A 16,314-nucleotide genomic window follows, 5' to 3' on the forward strand; every position below is an offset into this window, starting at 1 on the left:
AGCGGGGGGGCCCCCCGCCCCCCCCCCCCCCCCCCGCCGGGGGGGGGGGGGGGGGGGGCGCCCCCCCCCCCCCCCCCCCCCCCCCCCCCCCGCCTCCACAAGGACAGGTCCTGGGCCTCAGACGCCCATGCTCCGCCGTACCCCCTCCAGGGCCTGCTCCGCCTGGGCCCGCAGCCCGGGGTCGGTGGGGTCGAGGCCGTCGTCGAAGACCAGCGTCCAGCCGAGCATGTCGCCCCCCGGCCTGCGCCGGGCGACCAGCCGCACGCCGCCCCGCCCCGGCAGCGCGACGTGCTTGTTGACGATGATCGTGGAGTTGACCCGCTCCCGGACGGTCTCCGGCAGCAGCCGCGGCTCGCTGATGCGCTCCTGGTGCCACCGGCCGTCGGTGGTGAGGACGCGCAGCCCCTCCTCGTCCCACGCCGCCTTGTCGACCGTCTCGTACGGCACCCGCGTCCCGTCGGACAGGAACAGCGCGAGGTCGGTCGCGACCACGTATCCGCCGTCGGATCCGGCGAAGGTGAGCACCCGCTCCCCCGGCACGGTCGCCAGGGACTTGCGGACGTCGGAGGGCAGGCGGTGCAGCAGGCTCATGGCTCCACGTTATCGGCGAGCAGGTCGAGGGTCAGCGCGGCGCTCCACGAGAAGTCGCGGCAGCCGCGCCCGCTGCCGTCGAACGGGTCGAAGCACTCCCGGAAGCCGGCCTGCCGGACCAGGCGCAGCGTGCCGCTGGTGAGCTGGTCGCGCAGCGGCCCGAGGCCGTGCAGGGAGGCGGCGCGGCGCAGCAGCCAGTTGGTGTTCACCCAGGAGGGGCCGCGCCAGTAGCGGGTGCGGTCGAACTGGGACGCGCGGATCTCGCAGCTCGGCACCGGGTAGCCGGTCGCCCCCATGAACCGGGCCGACTGGAGCACGTCGACGAGCGCGGCGACGTGCTCGCCGGGCAGCCCGGGGTCGAGCAGCGGCCCGAACCCGCCGACCGTGCAGATCGGGATGAGCCGGCCGGCACGCAGGTCGCGGGCGTAGAAGCAGCCGTCCCAGAGGCGGTCGAGCAGGGCGCGCCTGATGCGTTCGGCCTGCTCGGCGTGCGGGGCGGGGTCGGCGCGGGCCAGCGGGGCCAGCTCGGCCAGCGCCTGGCAGGAGGCGAGCCAGATGCCGTTGAACATCGGGCACTCGATGGCGAACGGGTGCTCGTCGCGCAGGTACTCGGGCCGGTAGCCGGCGTTGCGGTAGCGCAGGGCGAGCCAGACGTAGCGGTCGTGGTCGCTGTCGGGGTGCCGCTCGTCGAGGTCGACGTTGCGGTACCCGTACCGGATCTCGGGGAGGGCGGCGAGCGGCGGGTCCCAGGCCGGGCTGTCGTCCATCCCGGACTCCCAGGGGTGGACGATCGCGGCGAGCCCGGCGCCGCCGAGGTCGCGGGTGGCGGCCAGATAGGCGTGCTGCGCGACCAGCGACGGGTAGGCGCGCCGCACGAAGCCGACGTCTCCGGTGTGCCGGTAGACGCACCACACGGCCAGCGCGTGCACCGGCGGCGCGGTGAGGCCGGAGGTGAGCACGCGGGGGGCCGACTCGTGCTCGTGCGAGCGCCAGACGGACGGCCCGGGGAAGTACGCCTCCGGGGTGTGGAAGACGATGTGCGGCACCATCCCGGTGGCCCACTGCCCGGCGAGGAGGTTGAGGAGCTCGGCGCGGGACCGTTCGGGGCGGTGGCGGGCCAGGCCGATCGCCACGAACGCGGAGTCCCAGCTCCATTGGTGGGGGTAGAGGCCGGGCGCGGGCACGGTGGCGGTCCCCGTCCAGTTCGCGTCGAGCACGGACAGCGCCTCACGCCCGAGCGCGGCGTCGTCGACCGCTGGCCGCGCATCCATTCACCCACTATGCGCCGCGCGGCGCGCGGAAGCTATGTCCTCTTCGTCCACTTTGATACAAGCATTACGCCGAAGGCGACGACGCCGATGATGAGGCCCCACTTGAGCAGGGTGAAGGCGAGGCCCAGGAGCGGGCCGACGAGCACCAGCGCGGCGAGCACGGCCGCGGCGATCAGAAGAATGCGTCCCATGCCTTTGACAATAAAAGATCCTTTAAGCGGATTGCAGGCGAGACAGGGTTCAATCAGGGTCATGTCAGGGACCTCCCCCACCCGCCGGAACCAACCCACCGCGCCTGCCGTTGAGCCGGTAAAAGCGGGGCATCGGGGACCCTCTTCACGGGGAGCATGATGGGCCTGGGACCACCCATGAGCAGGGAAGGCGCCGAGTACGCGCTGCGCGCCCGGGCGGACGAACGCGACCGCATCTCCGGGCACCTGCTCGATCTCGAATCACACACCACCTACCAGGTGCTCAAGGGCGCCCCGCTGCGCGGCCTCACCCAGCGCCGCTGGATGGCCGGCCAGGCCGCGCTGACGGCGCTGTGGACGCTGTACGACGCCTACCGGGGCGTGCTGCGCGACGCGGAGCAGATCAGGGCCTCGCGCGGGCGGCTCGGCTCCGACCAGCTCGCCGCGCTGACGGAGTTGCTGGCCGGCCGCTCGGTGGTGCTGAAGGCCGCGGTCAAGCCCGTCGAGCAGCGGTCGCTGCTGCCCGAGGTGGACGAGCGGCTCACCCTCGACGAGGCCGTCACCCGCATGGACGCCTCCTTCCAGGAGGTCACCGACGCGCTGGCGGACATCGACGCCGTCTGGTCGGCGGCGCTGCCCCGGCTGGACGCGGCCGACGCGCTGTTACGCGAGGTGACCACGCTCCGCCGTGAGCTGGACGCGCCGGACGGAGCCGTCCAGGCGCACACGGCACCGGCGGACACGGCACGGGCGGACACGGCACGGGCGGACACGGCATCGGCTGGCACGGCACCGGCGGGCGTGGCGGAGGAGCTGGGGCGGATGCGGGCGGCCGTCCTGGAGGACCCCCTGGGCTCCCCGCCGGCCCCCCACGACCTCGACCGGATCGACCGCCTCCTCGCCGGCCACCGGGCCGACCTGGGGGAGGCGCTGCGGGCCAGACGGGAGTACGGCCGGCGGCGTGAAGACCTGGCCGCCGCACTCGACCGGGTCCGGGCCGCGGAGAGCGAGTCCAGGCTGGCCCACGGCGCGGTGGTCGTGAAGATCGCCCTGCCGCCGCGGGCCGCGCCGACGAGCAGGGTGGACGCCCTGAGGGACGAGCTGGCCGCGCTCGACGCCTCCGCCGACGACTGGCTGGTCCGGGCCCGCCGGCTCACCTCCCTGGAGCAGGCGGCGCGGCAGGCCGAGGAGCAGGCGCGGGCCACGGCGGCGGCGATGTACGGCCTGGTCGGCCGGCGCGACGAGCTGCGCGGCCGGCTCGGCGCCTGCCAGGCCATGGCGGTGCGGCGGGGCACGGCCGAGGCCCCGGAGGCGATCCGGCTCCACGAGCGGGCGCGGCTGCTGCTGTGGACCGCGCCCTGCGACCTGACGAAGGCGGCCGAGGCCGTCGACCTGTACCAGCGCGCTATCCACGGAGGTGGCCGATGAGCGGATGCCGGCAGCCCGGTTGCACGGGCACGATCGAGGACGGTTACTGCGACCTGTGCGGCCACCCCGAAACCACCGGGGCGCCCGCCACTCCCTTACCGGGTTCCTCCGCACCCGCCGGCGGCCCGGCCGACCTCGGTGCGCCGGCTCCCAGCAGACCGCTCACGGGCCCGGTCAGCACCGGCCGCTCCCGCGGGGGCGCGCTGCCCGAGCTGGCCGACCTCCCGTCGGTCCCCTACCGGGACCCGGCCGCGGCCGTCATGGCCGACCCGGAGGTGCCGGAGGACAAGCGCTTCTGCTCCAACCCGAGCTGCGGCAAGCCGATCGGCCGCTCCCGCGACGGCCGGCCGGGACTGACCTCCGGGTTCTGCCCGCACTGCCGCCACGAGTTCTCGTTCACCCCGAAGCTGGGCAAGGGCGACCTCGTCGGCGGGCAGTACCGGGTGCTGGGCTGCCTCGCCCACGGCGGCCTCGGCTGGGTCTACCTGGCCGCCGACGAGAACCTCGACGGCCGCTGGGTGGTGCTCAAGGGCCTGCTCAACACCGCCGACGCCGAGGCGCTGGCGGCGGCCGAGGCCGAGCGGCGCTTCCTGACCACGGTCGACCACCCCAACATCGTCAAGATCTTCAACTTCCAGCGGTCGGCCGGCCTCGGCTACATCGTGATGGAGTACGTGGGCGGCCAGTCGCTGCACGAGCTGCGCCGCCAGGGCCCGCAGCCGCTGCGCGAGACCCTCATGTACGGCCGGGAGATCCTGCGCGCGTTCGCGTACCTGCACGAGCAGGGCCTGGTCTACTGCGACCTGAAGCCGGCCAACGTGATCCGGGTCGGCAAGCGGCTCCGGCTCATCGACCTGGGCGCGGTCCAGCGCGTCGGCTCGCCGGCCGGCTCGTCGTGGGCCACGCTCGGCTACCACGCGCCCGAGCTGGACACGCGGCCCGCGTCGGTGGCCTCCGACCTCTACACGGTGGGGCGGACGCTGGCGGTGATGGCCATCCCGTCGTTCAGCCCGGCCAGGAACGGCGTCGAGACGCCGCTGCCCGGCAGCTTCGGCACCGAGTCGTTCATCCGGCTGCTGCGCCGGGCCACCGCCCCCGACCCGGCCGCCCGGTTCCAGAGCGCCGAGGAGATGGAGGCGCAGCTCGTCGGCGTGCTGCGCGAGGTCAGCGCCATCGCGGACGGCCGCCCGTACCCGGCGCCCTCCGCGCTGTTCGGCCCCGAGCGGGTGGCGGCCGGCGCGATGCTGTCGGCGGACGCCGCCCGGGTGTTCGACCCGCTCGACCCGCGCGCGGCGGCGACCGCGCTGCCCGTGCCGCTCGCCGACCCCGAGGACCCGGCGGCCGGCGCGCTGGCCGGCCTGGTGGGGCGCGACCCGGCCCAGCTCGTCACGCAGGTCGCCGCGATGCAGCAGACCCCCGAGACCTGGCTCACCCGGGCCCGGCTGCTCGCCGAGCAGGGCTCCGAGGGGGCCGCCCAGGCCCTCGACGACGCCGAGCGGGCACTGCCCGGCGACTGGCGGGTCACCTGGTACCGCGGGGTGCTGGAGCTCGCGCTCGGGCGGGCCGAGCTGGCCGTGCCACTGTTCGACGCGTGCTTCTCGGCGCTGCCGGGCGAGTGCGCGCCCAAGCTCGCCGTCGCCTTCGCCGTGGAGTGCTCGGGCCAGGACGCCGCCCCCTGGTACGACAGCGTGTGGCGGACCGACCGCGCGTACGTGAGCGCGGCCTTCGGGCTGGCCCGGGCCGGCCGGGTGCAGGTGCTGGACGAGGTGCCGGCCACCTCCTCCCATCGGGTGGCCGCGCAGCTCGCCCTCGTGGCGTCGGTCGCCCGCGCCGGGCGGCCCGAGACGCTGCGCCCCGAGGAGCTGGCGGCGGCGGCCGACCGGCTGGACGACCTGACCGACCTCGACCCGCGCCGCCGCGAGTCGATGGCCGCCGAGCTGCTGCAGGCCGCCCTGGCGTGGCTGCACGCCTCGGGCGCGCCACCGGCCGCCGCGACGGGGGCGAGCGGCGGTGCGGGCGGGCTCACCGTGGCGGGCGCGCCGTTCACCGAGCGGGGCCTGCGCGAACGGCTGGAGGGCATCTTCCGCAGGCTGGCCGTCGCGGCCGACACCCGGCAGGAACGGCACGACCTCATCGACCGCGCCAACGCCGTACGCCCCCGGACGTGGCTGTGAAGTGCCCCGTCTGCGAGGCCGCCGTGCAGGCCGACCACTCCTTCTGCGAGGCGTGCGGCCACGCGCTCGACGCCCCCGCCTGCGCCGCGTGCGGGGCGCAGGCGGTCGACGCCGAGGGCTACTGCGAGCGGTGCGGGCTGCGCCAGCCGACCGGCAGGGACGAGGCGGAGCTCACGCTCCCCGGTGGCGCGGCGGCGGTGACCCACAAGGGGCTGCGCCGCGCGCGCAACGAGGACGCGATGGCGCTGCTGGAGGCCGGCGACGTCACCGTGGCGGTGGTGTGCGACGGCGTGGGCAGCTCACCGCGCGCCGACGAGGCGTCGGCGCTGGCGGTGGAGACGGCGGCCACGGCCCTGGCGCGCGGGGTGAGCTCGGCGGAGGCGTTCGAGCTGGCGGGCCGGGCGGTGGCCAAGCTGGCGTCCTCCGTCGACGACGCCCCGGCCTGCACGTACGTCTCCGCGGTCGTGTCCGGCGGCCGGGCGACGCTCGCCTGGGCGGGCGACACGCGTGCCTACTGGCTCCCGTACGACTCCGCCGGGCCGGTGGCCGGAGTACGGCTGACCGACGACCACGCGATCTCCACGGGCGAGATCACCGCGTGGCTCGGGGCCGACGCCGGTGACTGGAAGGCGAGCACCCGCGTCCTCGAACCGCCCGGCCCCGGGCTGCTGCTGATCTGCAGCGACGGCCTGTGGCGCTACCTCGGCGGCTACGCCTTCCCCGGCGCCGCCGCCCCCCTCGACCTGGCCCGGGAGCTGCTGCGCCACGCGCTGAGCTCCGGAGGCCACGACAACGTGACCATCGTCCTGATCCCCGTAGGAGGACAGCATGGGTGACCAGCCCGCCTTCACGCTCCAGATCGACCAGAACAAGTACCTGCCGCTCGACGGGCGTGAGGTCCACGCCATCCTCACCGTCTCCTCCACCGGCTCGGTCACGACGACGACGTCCGTGCCGGCCGAGGCCGCCGAAGTGATCATCGTGGACACGTCCGGCTCCATGAGCGGGGGCAAGATCCGCGAGGCGCGGCAGGCGGCCGCCACCGCCGTCCAGTCGCTGCGCGACGGCGTGAACTTCGCGGTGGTCGCCGGCACCGACTCGGCGCGCGTGGTCTACCCGCGCGGCCGCACGCTGGTGCGGGCCACCCGCGCCACCCGCGCCGAGGCGCAGGCCGCCATCGGCAAGCTGTCGGCCAACGGCGGCACCTCCATCGGCGAGTGGCTGCTGCTGGCCCGCGACCTGCTGATGCAGCACCCCGACGCGATCAGGCACGCCCTGCTGATGACCGACGGGCAGAACAACGAGACGAGCGACGCCTTCGCCCGCGCCCTGTCGGCCTGCTCGGGCGCGTTCGTGTGCGACAGCCTGGGCGTGGGCTCCGACTGGGTGCCGGCCGAGCTGCGCAAGGTGGCCGACGCGCTGCTCGGCACGTTCGACTTCGTCAGGAACCAGGGTGACCTGTCGGCCTTCTTCGGCCGGATCACCCAGGAGTCGATGAGCAAGACCGTGGCCGAGCTGGCCTTCCGGGTGTGGGTGCCGCAGACCGCGACGCTCAAGTTCGTCAAGCAGGTCTCCCCCACGCTGCTCGACCTGACCGGCAAGCGCACCGACGTCAACCCGCTGACCGGTGACTACCCCACCGGCGCCTGGGGCGCGGAGGAGCGCGAGTACCACCTGTGCGTCGAGGTGCCGCCCGGCCAGATCGGCACCGAGATCCGCGCGGGCTGGGTCAAGCTGCTGCGCCCCGACACCCAGGAGGTGCTGGCCAGCGGCAACGTGCTCGCCCAGTGGACCGACGACCTGGCCCAGTCCACCCGCATCAACGGGAAGGTCGCCCACTACACCGGCCAGGCGGAGCTGCACGAGCTGATCCAGGAGGGGCTGAGCGCGCGGGCCGCGGGCGACGTGGACGTCGCGACGGCCCGCCTGGCCAAGGCCCGGCAGATCGCGTCCGAGTCGGGCCGCGCGGACACGGCGCGGCTGCTGGACAAGGTCGTCGAGGTGGACCCGCACGACGGCACCGCCCGGCTGCGCCGCAACGTGGACAAGGCCGACGAGATCGAGCTCGACACCGGCTCGGTCCGCACGAGCAGGCTGCGGCAGGGCGGGGAGGGCTCCTGATGGCCACCTGCCCGCAGGGTCACGCCTCGGGCGCCGACGACTACTGCGACATCTGCGGCGCCCAGATGGCCGCCTCCCCCGGCGCCGCCGCGCCCGCGGCCCACCCGGCCGCGCCCGCGCAGGGACCGGTGGAGGAGTGCCCGGTGTGCCGGACGCCGCGCGCCGGCCAGTACTGCGAGGTGTGCGGCCACGACTACTCCGGCAGCGCGCCGCCCCGCGTCCAGGTCGTCGGGGCCCGCTGGGAGGCGGTCACGGGCGCCGACCTCGCCTACTACGAGGAGGTCGTCGCCCAGGGCGGGCCGGACGCCCACGCCGTCGCCTTCCCGCCGTACTGCCCGGAGCGTTCCTTCCCGCTCGCCGGCGACCAGGTCCGCATCGGGCGCGGCAGCAGGACCCGCCCCGCCAGGCCCGAGATCGACCTGACCGGGCCGCCCGAGGACCCGGGGGTCTCCCACCTGCACGCCGTGCTGCTCGCGCAGCAGGACGGGTCGTGGATGCTCGTCGACCCCGGCTCCGCCAACGGCACACGGATCAACGGCAAGCCCGTCGCCGTCAACGTGCCCGTCCCCGTGCGGGCGGGCGACCGCATCCACGTGGGCGCGTGGACGGTCATCACGATCAGGGAGGGAACGCCGTGACCACCGTCCAGGCGCCGCCACCGTCACCCTTACCGCCGCCGTCCGCCCCGCCCGCCCCCGTCACCCCCGCCCAGGTCCCGGCCGTCCCGACGCCGGGCCGGCCGGCGACACGCCGCAGCGTGCCCCGCAGGATCCGGGTCATCACCGGCGTCACCGTCGCCGCCCTGGCGCTGATGTTCGGGTCGCTGGCGATCGGCAGCGCCGCCGCCCGCGACGGGCTGCGCGTCATCGGGCGCGACGCCGGCCCCCAGGTCCTCGCCACCGCCGGCCTGTACTTCGGGCTCAGCGACATGGACGCGCAGATCGCCGACGCGCTGCTCATGGGCCAGCAGTACGGCAAGGAGCGTCAGCAGGCGCTCGCCCGCTACGACCAGCGCCGCTCCGAGGCCAACGACGCGCTGATGAAGGCGTTCGAGCTGTCCGGCGACGACGCGGCCGAGCGGAAGACCGTCCAGTCGGTGCTCGACGGGCTCGGCCGCTACGAGCGGCTGGTCGGCCAGGCGCTGCTGCTCGACTCCCAGGCCCGCCACCCGGCCGGGGCCCCGTCGGACAAGGTGGTCGCGGTCTACCGGCAGGCCACCGACCTGATGCGGCTCGTCCTGCTCCCGCAGGCGTACAACCTGACCCTGGAGAGCGGCACGATCGTGCGCCGCACGTACGACGAGAAGAGCGTCACCGTGCCGGCGCTGCGCGGCGTGGTGATCATGACCGGGCTGGTGGCGCTGGCCTGCCTGGTGTGGCTCCAGGTGTACCTGGCGCGGCGCTTCCGGCGGGTGTTCGGGCTCGCGCTGCTGGCCGCCACCCTGGTGACGGCCCTCGCGCTGGTGGCCGGGGCGAGCGTGCTCGCCCAGGACGAGCGGGACCTGCGGGCCGCCAAGAGCCAGGGGTTCGACCCGGTGCTCAACGTCGCCAGGGCCCGCGCGATCAGCAACAGCATGCAGGGCGACCAGAGCCGCTACGTGCTGGACAAGGTCCGGGCCGACACCTACGAGCACACCTACCTCGACAAGGCCATGACCGTGTTCTACCTGCCGGCCGGCAACCTCGACGCCTACCACGCCAAGGTGGCCGGCACCGGCGGCGGCTACCTCGGCCTCATGGGCAACCGCCTCGACGGCCCCGACGGCGAGCGGGTGCTGGCCGCCTACCAGGCGTTCCAGCGGGCCGACACCGGCTTCCGGTCCCTCGCCGCCTCGGGGCGGGCCGACGAGGCCGTCGCGGCCCGGCTCGGCCCGGTCCGGCAGGCGTTCGACGCCTACGACGACGCGCTGGTGACGCTGTCACGCGGTCACGAGCTGGCCTTCGATCGGAAGATCGACAGCGGCGAACAGGCTCTGGACGACCTGTGGAGGCTCGCCCCCTTCGCGATCGGAGGCATCGCGCTGCTGGTGCTGGCGGGCGTCTGGCCCCGGCTGAAGGAGTACCGATGAAGCGGATCTTCCCGCGCCCGGCCGTGCTCAGGGCCGGGCTGGCAGCCGTCCTGCTGGCCGCGACCGGCCTGCTCGCCGGCGGCTGCGCGGCGGCCGAGCACACGTCGGTCCTCGACGCGGACACGATCGTCATCGGGGTGCGCCCCGACCTGCCCTCCGTCGGCTACCGCAAGCCCGACGGCACGTTCGAGGGCTTCGACATCGACGTGGCCCGCTACATCGCCGGCAAGCTCGGCAAGCGCGTGGACTTCGAGCCCGTGCTCGCCGCCGACCGGGAGAAGGCGATCACCTCCGGCAAGGCCGACCTCGTGCTGGCCACGTACACGATCAGCATGGACCGCAAGCAGAAGGTGCTGTTCGCCGGGCCGTACCACATCTCCTACCAGGACATCCTGGTCCGGGGCGACGACGGCGGCATCCGCAACGTCCGCGACCTCAAGGGGCGGCGCATCTGCGAGGTCAAGGGCTCGAACGCCGCCCAGCGGGTGGTGGAGGAGCGCAAGGTCGCGGCGCAGGTCGTGCCGTTCCCCGACTACGCGGCGTGCCTGGCGGCGCTCAAGCAGAACCGCGTGGACGCCATCACCACCAACGACATCATCCTGGCCGGTCTGGCCATCAAGGACGGCTCCGGCCTGCGGCTGGCCAACGCCCAGTTCAACGAGCAGCGGACCGGCGTGGGCATGCGCAAGAGCGACGTCGAGGGCTGCGAGGCGGTCAACCGGGCCATCACCACCATGTACCAGGACGGGACGGCCTCGCGGCTGCTGCACCACTGGTTCGGGCGGGCCGGCCTCGACCTGTCCACGCCGGCGGTCCCCCAGTTCGAGGGCTGCTCGTAGACCCGGCCCGCGTACGAGGGGCCCGGGGGTGAACCCCCGGGCCCCTCGTACGCCTGGACCGGTCAGTCCAGGTAGTCGCGCAGCATCTGCGCCCGTGTCGGGTGGCGGAGCTTGGCCAGGGTCTTCGACTCGATCTGCCGGATGCGCTCCCGGGTGACGCCGAACTCCCTCCCCACCTCCTCCAGCGTGCGCGGATGCCCGTCGGCCAGGCCGAAGCGGAGCTGGATGATGCGCTGCTCGCGGTCCGACAACGTCGCCAGGATGTCGTCGAGCTGGTCCTGCAGCATGATGAAGGCGGCCGCCTCCATCGGCACCACCGCGTCCGCGTCCTCGATGAAGTCGCCGAGGTCGGAGTCCTCCTCGCCGATCGGCGACTGGAGCGACACCGGCTCCTGCGCGATGCGCTGGATCTCCACCACCCGGTCCACCGGGAGGTCCATCTCCTTGGCGATCTCCTCGGGCACGGGCTCGCGACCGAGGTCCTGGTGGAGCTGGCGCTGCACCCGGACGAGCTTGTTGATCGTCTCCACCATGTGGACGGGGATCCGGATCGTGCGTGCCTGGTCGGCGATCGCCCTCGTGATCGCCTGCCGGATCCACCACGTGGCGTAGGTGGAGAACTTGTAGCCCTTGGTGTAGTCGAACTTCTCCACCGCGCGGATCAGGCCGAGATTGCCCTCCTGGATCAGGTCCAGGAACAGCATCCCCCGCCCCACGTACCGCTTGGCGATCGACACCACGAGCCTGAGGTTGGCCTCGATGAGGCGCTGCTTGGCCCTCGTGCCCTGCCACACGAGCTCCCTGAACTCCGGGAAGGCCAGGCGTGAGGCCCCGTTGCCGAGCTTGTCCTCGGCGAACAGACCGGCCTCGATCGACTTGGCGAGCTCCACCTCCTCCTCAGCCGTCAGCAGCGGCACCCGGCCGATCTCCCGCAGATAGATGCGGACCAGATCGCTGGTCGGCGCGCGCTTGCCGACGTCTTCCTCATCGGGGCGGGAGGGCTCCTCGTCACCCTGGGGCTCAAGGACCTCCACACCGTTCTCGGCGAGCATCCGCACGACGCGTTCCAGCGCGTCGGACGGCAACTCGGATCGGTCAAGCGCGGCTGCGACGTCATCGACGGTTACGCTTCCGCGCTCTCTTCCTTTCGCGACGAGATCCGCCACCTGATCTACCGATGGCGGCCCACTTGGCAGCACCGATGCACCCACGGGAGACAGTCTGCAGTATTGCTTCCATAAAATGGCAGACCCATTTTTGGCACAGAAGGTAAGGAGTCTCCCCTTACCAAACCGAGATCAATTAAAGGTTTGACAGGAGTTTGATCAGGAAAGAAAAGTCAATTACGCGACCGGGTAACGGGGCGGCCGCCGGGCCATCGGGTGGGTGCTCCCGCCGCGGCCTGCCCGAACGTCCCCGGACGGGTCCAGAGGCGAGGCCCGGCCGGACGCGGCGCACGGCCACCTGACTGACGCGAGTATTTTTCCTGTACAACAGCTCGGCAATGTCCCTCTTGGGCGGGGACTCAGCTTCCGGCCGCGCGTTCCCTCAGCACCCGCCGCTGCTGCTCCAATGCCACCAGCTCGCCGAACAGCCTGTTGTACTCCTGCTGCTCCTCCACCGGATTGAGCCGCTGGATGCGGGACTTGACCTGCGCGATGGCCCGGTCGACCGCGATGGCCTCGATGGCCGCCAGCATGGCCGCGCCGTAGCGCTCCTCGACGTGCGAGTCGGCCTGGATCGCCTCCACCGCGAACCGCGTCACCAGCACCCGCGCCACCTCGTCCGGCGCGTGCTCCAGCAGCCGGTCCACCCACTCCCGCCCGCCGTGACCGGCCGCCGCCGTGCCGCCCGCCGCCGCGATCACCTGGCACAGCGTCACATGGTCGGCCACGGTGAACGCCTGCGGGTCGAGCGCGTCGAAGCGCGGCCCGAGCAGCGCCGGCCGCTGCACGGCCAGCTTGAGCAGCTCGGCCTCCACCCGGGTGTGCGGGTCCACCGGCGCGGGCCGGGACGCGCGCGGACCGCGACCGCCATGGGGCCCCCGGCCCGACTGGGCGTTGCCCACCTCGGCGATGCGCTGCATGACGAACCGCTCGTCCATGAACCCCAGCCACCGGTCGAGGTCGATGGCGTAGCGCTTGCGCAGGCCCGGGTCCTTGATGCCGGCCACGATGGGCGCCGCCGCGTCGAGCGCCGCGATCTTGCCCTCGTTGCTGCGCAGGTCGTACCGGCTGATCGTGCTGCGGATGGCGAACTGGAACAGCGGCTCACGGCCGGCGATCAGGTCGCGGACGGCCGCGTCGCCCTGCTTGACGCGCAGGTCGCACGGGTCGAGCCCGTCGCCCTGCACGGCCACGTACGTCTGCGTGACGAACTTCTGCTCATCGGCGAACGCCCGCAGGGCCGCCTTCTGCCCGGCGGCGTCGCCGTCGAAGGTGAAGATGACCTCGCCCCTGAACTCGGCCTGGTCGAGCAGGAAGCGCCGCAGCATCTTGATGTGCTCCTCGCCGAACGAGGTGCCGCAGGTGGCCACGGCCGTCGGCACCCCGGCCAGGTGGCAGGCCATCACGTCGGTGTAGCCCTCGACGATCACCGCCTGGGACCGCTTGGAGATCTCCCGCTTGGCCAGGTCGATGCCGTAGAGCACCTGGCTCTTCTTGTACAGCGGCGAGTCGGGCGTGTTGAGGTACTTCGGCCCGTCGTCGGAGTCGAGCAGCTTGCGCGCGCCGAACCCGATCACGTCACCCGTCGCGTCGCGGATCGGCCAGACCAGCCGCCCCCGGAACCGGTCGATCGGCCCCCGGCGGCCCTCCTTGGCCAGCCCGCCCTTGACCAGCTCCTCGGCGGTGAACCCGCGCCCCATGAGGTGGCGGGCCAGCGCCTCCCACTCGGCGGGCGCGTAGCCCACCCCGAACAGCTCCGCGTCGGCCCGCTCGAACCCGCGCTCCGACAGGAACCGCCGGCCGGGCGCCGCGTCGGGGCTCATGAGCTTGGAGACGTAGAACTCGGCGGCGGCGCGGTGCGCCTCGATGAGCCGAGCCCGCTCGCCGTGGTCGCGCCGCGGCATGTACCCGCCCTGCTCGTACTGGAGCTGGATCCCGGCCCGCTGCGCCAGCCGCTCGACCGCCTCCCCGAACGACAGGTGCTCGATCCGCTCCACGAACGTGATCACGTCACCGCCCTCGGAGCAACCGAAACAGAAGTACATGCCGCGCTCGGGGGTGACGTTGAAGGACGGGGACTTCTCGTCGTGGAAGGGGCAGAGGCCCTTGAGGTTGCCGCCGCCGGCGTTGCGCAACTGGATGTGCTCGCCGATCACGTCGGCGATGGGGGATCGCTCGCGTACGAGCGCGATGTCGACGTCACGGATGCGGCCAGCCACGCCGGTGAGTCTATTGCGGCCGGCGGACAGACCCCCACCCGGTGGCCGCGGACGGACCCGCTGGAGTGTCCGGTTTGAGGTGATGGGAAGGGTGTTGTCACTTCAGGGCCCGGATAGCGGAAAACGTGTCCACCCTGTTGTCCACGTCGGCTACAAAGGTAAAGCTCGGGCTGGATACGGTGACGCGGGTGGAGATCATGCGATCGGGGCATCTGGGACGATGGGTGGCCGTGGCGGCCGCCCTGCTGCTGAGCGGCGCCTGCGCCCAGACGACGACCGGGGTGGAAGGGGTCAGCGCCCAGTCGCCCGAGACCGTGTCGCCGCCGGCGGCGACCGGGGCGACGCCCCTCGTCACCGCGACCATCCCCGACCCGGGCGCCTCGCGGCAGGCGTCCGTCGAGCCGCCCTCGGGCAAGTCGCCCACCAAGGTGCCGCCGCCCCGGCTGTCCGACTACACCTACGCCTTCCCGGTGACCGGCTGCCAGGTCAGCTACCAGCGGCAGCTCCTCGTGCTGCCGAAGACGACGATCTGGACGGGCAAGGGCTGCACGTTCGTCTCCCCCGTGAACGGGGTCGTGGACGAGGTGAACACCGCGAACCGCTGGAGCGCGGCCACCGACCGGGGCGCGGACCGCGAGGGCAGGTTCGTCACGGTCGTCGGCGACGACGGCGTCCGCTACCTGGGCGGCCACCTGGACTCGGTCACCGCCGGGATCCGGCCCGGGGTGCGGGTGGCGGCCGGGCAGGCGCTGGGCCGGGTCGGCACGACGGGCAACGCCCGCGCCACCGGGCCGAACCTGTACTTCGCGATCTCCTGGAAGACCGGCTCGTCGGCCTGGTGGGTGCGCCGGGGCATGGTGAACCCGTGGCGGTACCTCGACGCGTGGCTGTCCGGCAACAGGACGCTGTCGCCGCGCGAGGAGACGCTCGCCACGCGGGCCCGGCTCGGCGAGACGCCCCGCTGCCAGGTGCAGTGCGCCTCCAAGAAGGAGCCGCGCAAGAAGCGGGAGCCGCGGGCGACGCCGGACCCGGTGATCACGATCACGGTCAACCCGACCTGAGCCGTCAGTCCGAGGTGAGCTCCTTGGGGTCGACGACGTCGCCGGAGCGGATGCGGTCCTGGATGCCGCCCACGACGTCCCAGACGTTGACGTTCATGCCGGCCACCACGCGCCCCTCGCGCAGCCAGTACGCGACGAACTCCAGGTCGTCCACGGACCCGCTGTGGACGACCTCGTCGTAGCCCGTGGTGTCGCCGGAGAACTCCATGCCGAGGTCGAACTGGTCGGTGAAGAAGTACGGCACGCGGTCGTAGACGACCTCCTGGCCGAGCATGGCGCGGGCGGCGGCGGGGCCGCCGTTGAGCGCGTTGGCCCAGTGCTCCACGTGCAGCCGCCGGCCGTACAGGGGGTTGAACGGCTCCGCGACGTCCCCGGCGGCGTACACGTCGGGGTGGGAGGTGCGCAGCGAGGCGTCGGTGAGGACGCCGCGGCCGACCTCCAGCCCGGCCTCGCGGGCGAGCCCCACCTCGGGGGCGACGCCGATGCCCGCCACCACGAGATCGGCGGCCAGCCGCTCGCCGGTGGTGAGGCGCACGCCCTCCTCGGTGATCTCCGCGGCGCCCGTGCCGAGGCGCAGGTCGACGCCGTTGCGGCGGTGCAGCCCGGCGAACACCTCGCCCAGCTCCGGCCCGAGCACGCGGTGCAGCGGCGTGGGCTCCGGCTCCACCACGGTGACCTCGCAGCCGGCCAGGCGGGCCGCGGCGGCGGTCTCCAGGCCGATCCAGCCGGCGCCCACGACGACGACCCGGCCGGCGCCGCCGCCGATCTCGGCGAGGCGCCGCTTGAGAGCGTCGCTGTCCCCGGCGGTGCGCAGGTAGACGGCGGGGCCGGGCAGCCGCTTCGGCGTCGCACCGGTCGCAAGCAGCAGCTTGTCGTACGGCCTGCGGGAGCCGCCGGCGAGCGTGACGGCGTGGTCGGCGGGCTCGATCCGGGTGACCGGGGTGCCGAGCAGGAGCTCGACCCCGTTGTCGGCGTACCAGTCCTGGGGATGGACGTAGATCTTCTCCCGCTCGCTCTTGCCCTGGAGATAGTCCTTGGACAGGGGCGGGCGCTCGTAGGGGCGCTCGTTCTCGGCTCCGACGAGGACGATGTCGCCGTCGAAGCCCTCCTCGCGCAACGTCTGCGCGGCCTTCGCCCCCGCGAGGCCGGCGCCGACGATCAGATATGTGGCCATGGCCGCAGTAT

At 73.4% G+C, this 16,314-nt stretch carries 14 protein-coding genes; 8 read left to right on the forward strand and 6 right to left on the reverse strand.

The features are described 5' to 3' along the window. Window positions 1-117: 117 nt before the first annotated feature. Genes ACIBG4_RS29610 through ACIBG4_RS29620 form a run of 3 tightly spaced genes read right to left on the reverse strand, consistent with a single transcriptional unit; the run spans window position 118 to window position 2,116 of the window. Complete coding sequence (locus tag ACIBG4_RS29610; protein WP_357631129.1) at window positions 118-591, reverse strand: hypothetical protein; 474 nt, start codon at window positions 589-591, stop codon at window positions 118-120. Further along, window positions 588-1,862: an amylo-alpha-1,6-glucosidase gene (locus ACIBG4_RS29615; RefSeq protein ID WP_397204609.1), complete on the reverse strand. Its 1,275-nt coding sequence runs from the start codon at window positions 1,860-1,862 to the stop codon at window positions 588-590. The genes ACIBG4_RS29610 and ACIBG4_RS29615 overlap by 4 nt, the downstream gene beginning before the upstream one ends. A 32-nt stretch (window positions 1,863-1,894) precedes the next feature. Continuing rightward, window positions 1,895-2,116, reverse strand: coding sequence for a hypothetical protein (locus tag ACIBG4_RS29620; RefSeq protein WP_397204610.1), 222 nt, complete (start codon window positions 2,114-2,116; stop codon window positions 1,895-1,897). 114 nt (window positions 2,117-2,230) lie between these two features. On the opposite strand from ACIBG4_RS29620, the gene ACIBG4_RS29625 reads away from it, so the two are divergent. From ACIBG4_RS29625 to ACIBG4_RS29655, 7 genes are read left to right on the forward strand one after another with little or no spacing between them, the layout of a single operon-like run. Further along, window positions 2,231-3,481, forward strand: a complete 1,251-nt coding sequence (locus ACIBG4_RS29625; RefSeq protein ID WP_397204611.1) for a hypothetical protein — start codon at window positions 2,231-2,233, stop codon at window positions 3,479-3,481. After that, window positions 3,478-5,655, forward strand: a complete 2,178-nt coding sequence (locus ACIBG4_RS29630; protein ID WP_397204612.1) for a tetratricopeptide repeat protein — start codon at window positions 3,478-3,480, stop codon at window positions 5,653-5,655. The genes ACIBG4_RS29625 and ACIBG4_RS29630 overlap by 4 nt, the downstream gene beginning before the upstream one ends. After that, on the forward strand, window positions 5,646-6,491 hold the full coding sequence (locus ACIBG4_RS29635; protein ID WP_310710307.1) for a protein phosphatase 2C domain-containing protein: 846 nt from the start codon (window positions 5,646-5,648) through the stop codon (window positions 6,489-6,491). Before ACIBG4_RS29630 ends, ACIBG4_RS29635 begins: the two co-directional genes overlap by 10 nt. Next, the gene (locus ACIBG4_RS29640) at window positions 6,484-7,776 is read left to right on the forward strand and encodes a VWA domain-containing protein (RefSeq protein ID WP_355451305.1); all 1,293 of its coding nucleotides are present in this window, start codon (window positions 6,484-6,486) and stop codon (window positions 7,774-7,776) included. The genes ACIBG4_RS29635 and ACIBG4_RS29640 overlap by 8 nt, the downstream gene beginning before the upstream one ends. After that, window positions 7,776-8,414, forward strand: a complete 639-nt coding sequence (locus ACIBG4_RS29645) for an FHA domain-containing protein (protein ID WP_397204613.1) — start codon at window positions 7,776-7,778, stop codon at window positions 8,412-8,414. Before ACIBG4_RS29640 ends, ACIBG4_RS29645 begins: the two co-directional genes overlap by 1 nt. After that, complete coding sequence (locus tag ACIBG4_RS29650; RefSeq protein ID WP_397204614.1) at window positions 8,411-9,844, forward strand: hypothetical protein; 1,434 nt, start codon at window positions 8,411-8,413, stop codon at window positions 9,842-9,844. The genes ACIBG4_RS29645 and ACIBG4_RS29650 overlap by 4 nt, the downstream gene beginning before the upstream one ends. Further along, complete coding sequence (locus ACIBG4_RS29655) at window positions 9,841-10,683, forward strand: glutamate ABC transporter substrate-binding protein (protein WP_397204615.1); 843 nt, start codon at window positions 9,841-9,843, stop codon at window positions 10,681-10,683. The genes ACIBG4_RS29650 and ACIBG4_RS29655 overlap by 4 nt, the downstream gene beginning before the upstream one ends. 62 nt (window positions 10,684-10,745) lie before the next feature. Here the strand turns inward: ACIBG4_RS29655 and rpoD are convergent, their stop codons facing one another. Beyond that, window positions 10,746-11,849 (reverse strand): RNA polymerase sigma factor RpoD, encoded by a 1,104-nt coding sequence (gene rpoD / locus ACIBG4_RS29660; protein WP_397204616.1) that lies wholly within the window; start codon window positions 11,847-11,849, stop codon window positions 10,746-10,748. Between the two features lie 359 nt (window positions 11,850-12,208). Then, window positions 12,209-14,068, reverse strand: a complete 1,860-nt coding sequence (dnaG, locus tag ACIBG4_RS29665) for a DNA primase (protein WP_397204617.1) — start codon at window positions 14,066-14,068, stop codon at window positions 12,209-12,211. Between the two features lie 197 nt (window positions 14,069-14,265). Between dnaG and ACIBG4_RS29670 the strand changes: the two genes are divergently transcribed. Further along, window positions 14,266-15,129, forward strand: a complete 864-nt coding sequence (locus ACIBG4_RS29670) for a M23 family metallopeptidase (protein WP_397204634.1) — start codon at window positions 14,266-14,268, stop codon at window positions 15,127-15,129. 4 nt (window positions 15,130-15,133) lie between these two features. On the opposite strand, the gene ACIBG4_RS29675 is transcribed toward ACIBG4_RS29670, so the two are convergent. Further along, a complete protein-coding gene (locus ACIBG4_RS29675) occupies window positions 15,134-16,303 on the reverse strand; it encodes an NAD(P)/FAD-dependent oxidoreductase (RefSeq protein ID WP_397204618.1) in 1,170 nt (389 codons plus the stop codon). Window positions 16,304-16,314: the final 11 nt, after the last annotated feature.

This window comes from Nonomuraea sp. NPDC050383 (assembly GCF_044459125.1).
In the GTDB taxonomy this organism is placed as follows: Bacteria; Actinomycetota; Actinomycetes; order Streptosporangiales; family Streptosporangiaceae; genus Nonomuraea.

Excerpts from the sequence above, each read along its gene's own strand:
- ACIBG4_RS29670 (WP_397204634.1), top strand. The coding sequence starts at position 14,266 with ATGCGATCGGGGCATCTGGGACGATGGGTGGCCGTGGCGGCCGCCCTG.
- ACIBG4_RS29615 (WP_397204609.1), bottom strand. The coding sequence starts at position 1,862 with ATGGATGCGCGGCCAGCGGTCGACGACGCCGCGCTCGGGCGTGAGGCG.
- ACIBG4_RS29630 (WP_397204612.1), top strand. The coding sequence starts at position 3,478 with ATGAGCGGATGCCGGCAGCCCGGTTGCACGGGCACGATCGAGGACGGT.
- ACIBG4_RS29645 (WP_397204613.1), top strand. The coding sequence starts at position 7,776 with ATGGCCACCTGCCCGCAGGGTCACGCCTCGGGCGCCGACGACTACTGC.
- ACIBG4_RS29620 (WP_397204610.1), bottom strand. The coding sequence starts at position 2,116 with ATGACCCTGATTGAACCCTGTCTCGCCTGCAATCCGCTTAAAGGATCT.
- ACIBG4_RS29675 (WP_397204618.1), bottom strand. The coding sequence starts at position 16,303 with ATGGCCACATATCTGATCGTCGGCGCCGGCCTCGCGGGGGCGAAGGCC.
- ACIBG4_RS29625 (WP_397204611.1), top strand. The coding sequence starts at position 2,231 with ATGAGCAGGGAAGGCGCCGAGTACGCGCTGCGCGCCCGGGCGGACGAA.
- ACIBG4_RS29640 (WP_355451305.1), top strand. The coding sequence starts at position 6,484 with ATGGGTGACCAGCCCGCCTTCACGCTCCAGATCGACCAGAACAAGTAC.
- ACIBG4_RS29610 (WP_357631129.1), bottom strand. The coding sequence starts at position 591 with ATGAGCCTGCTGCACCGCCTGCCCTCCGACGTCCGCAAGTCCCTGGCG.
- ACIBG4_RS29655 (WP_397204615.1), top strand. The coding sequence starts at position 9,841 with ATGAAGCGGATCTTCCCGCGCCCGGCCGTGCTCAGGGCCGGGCTGGCA.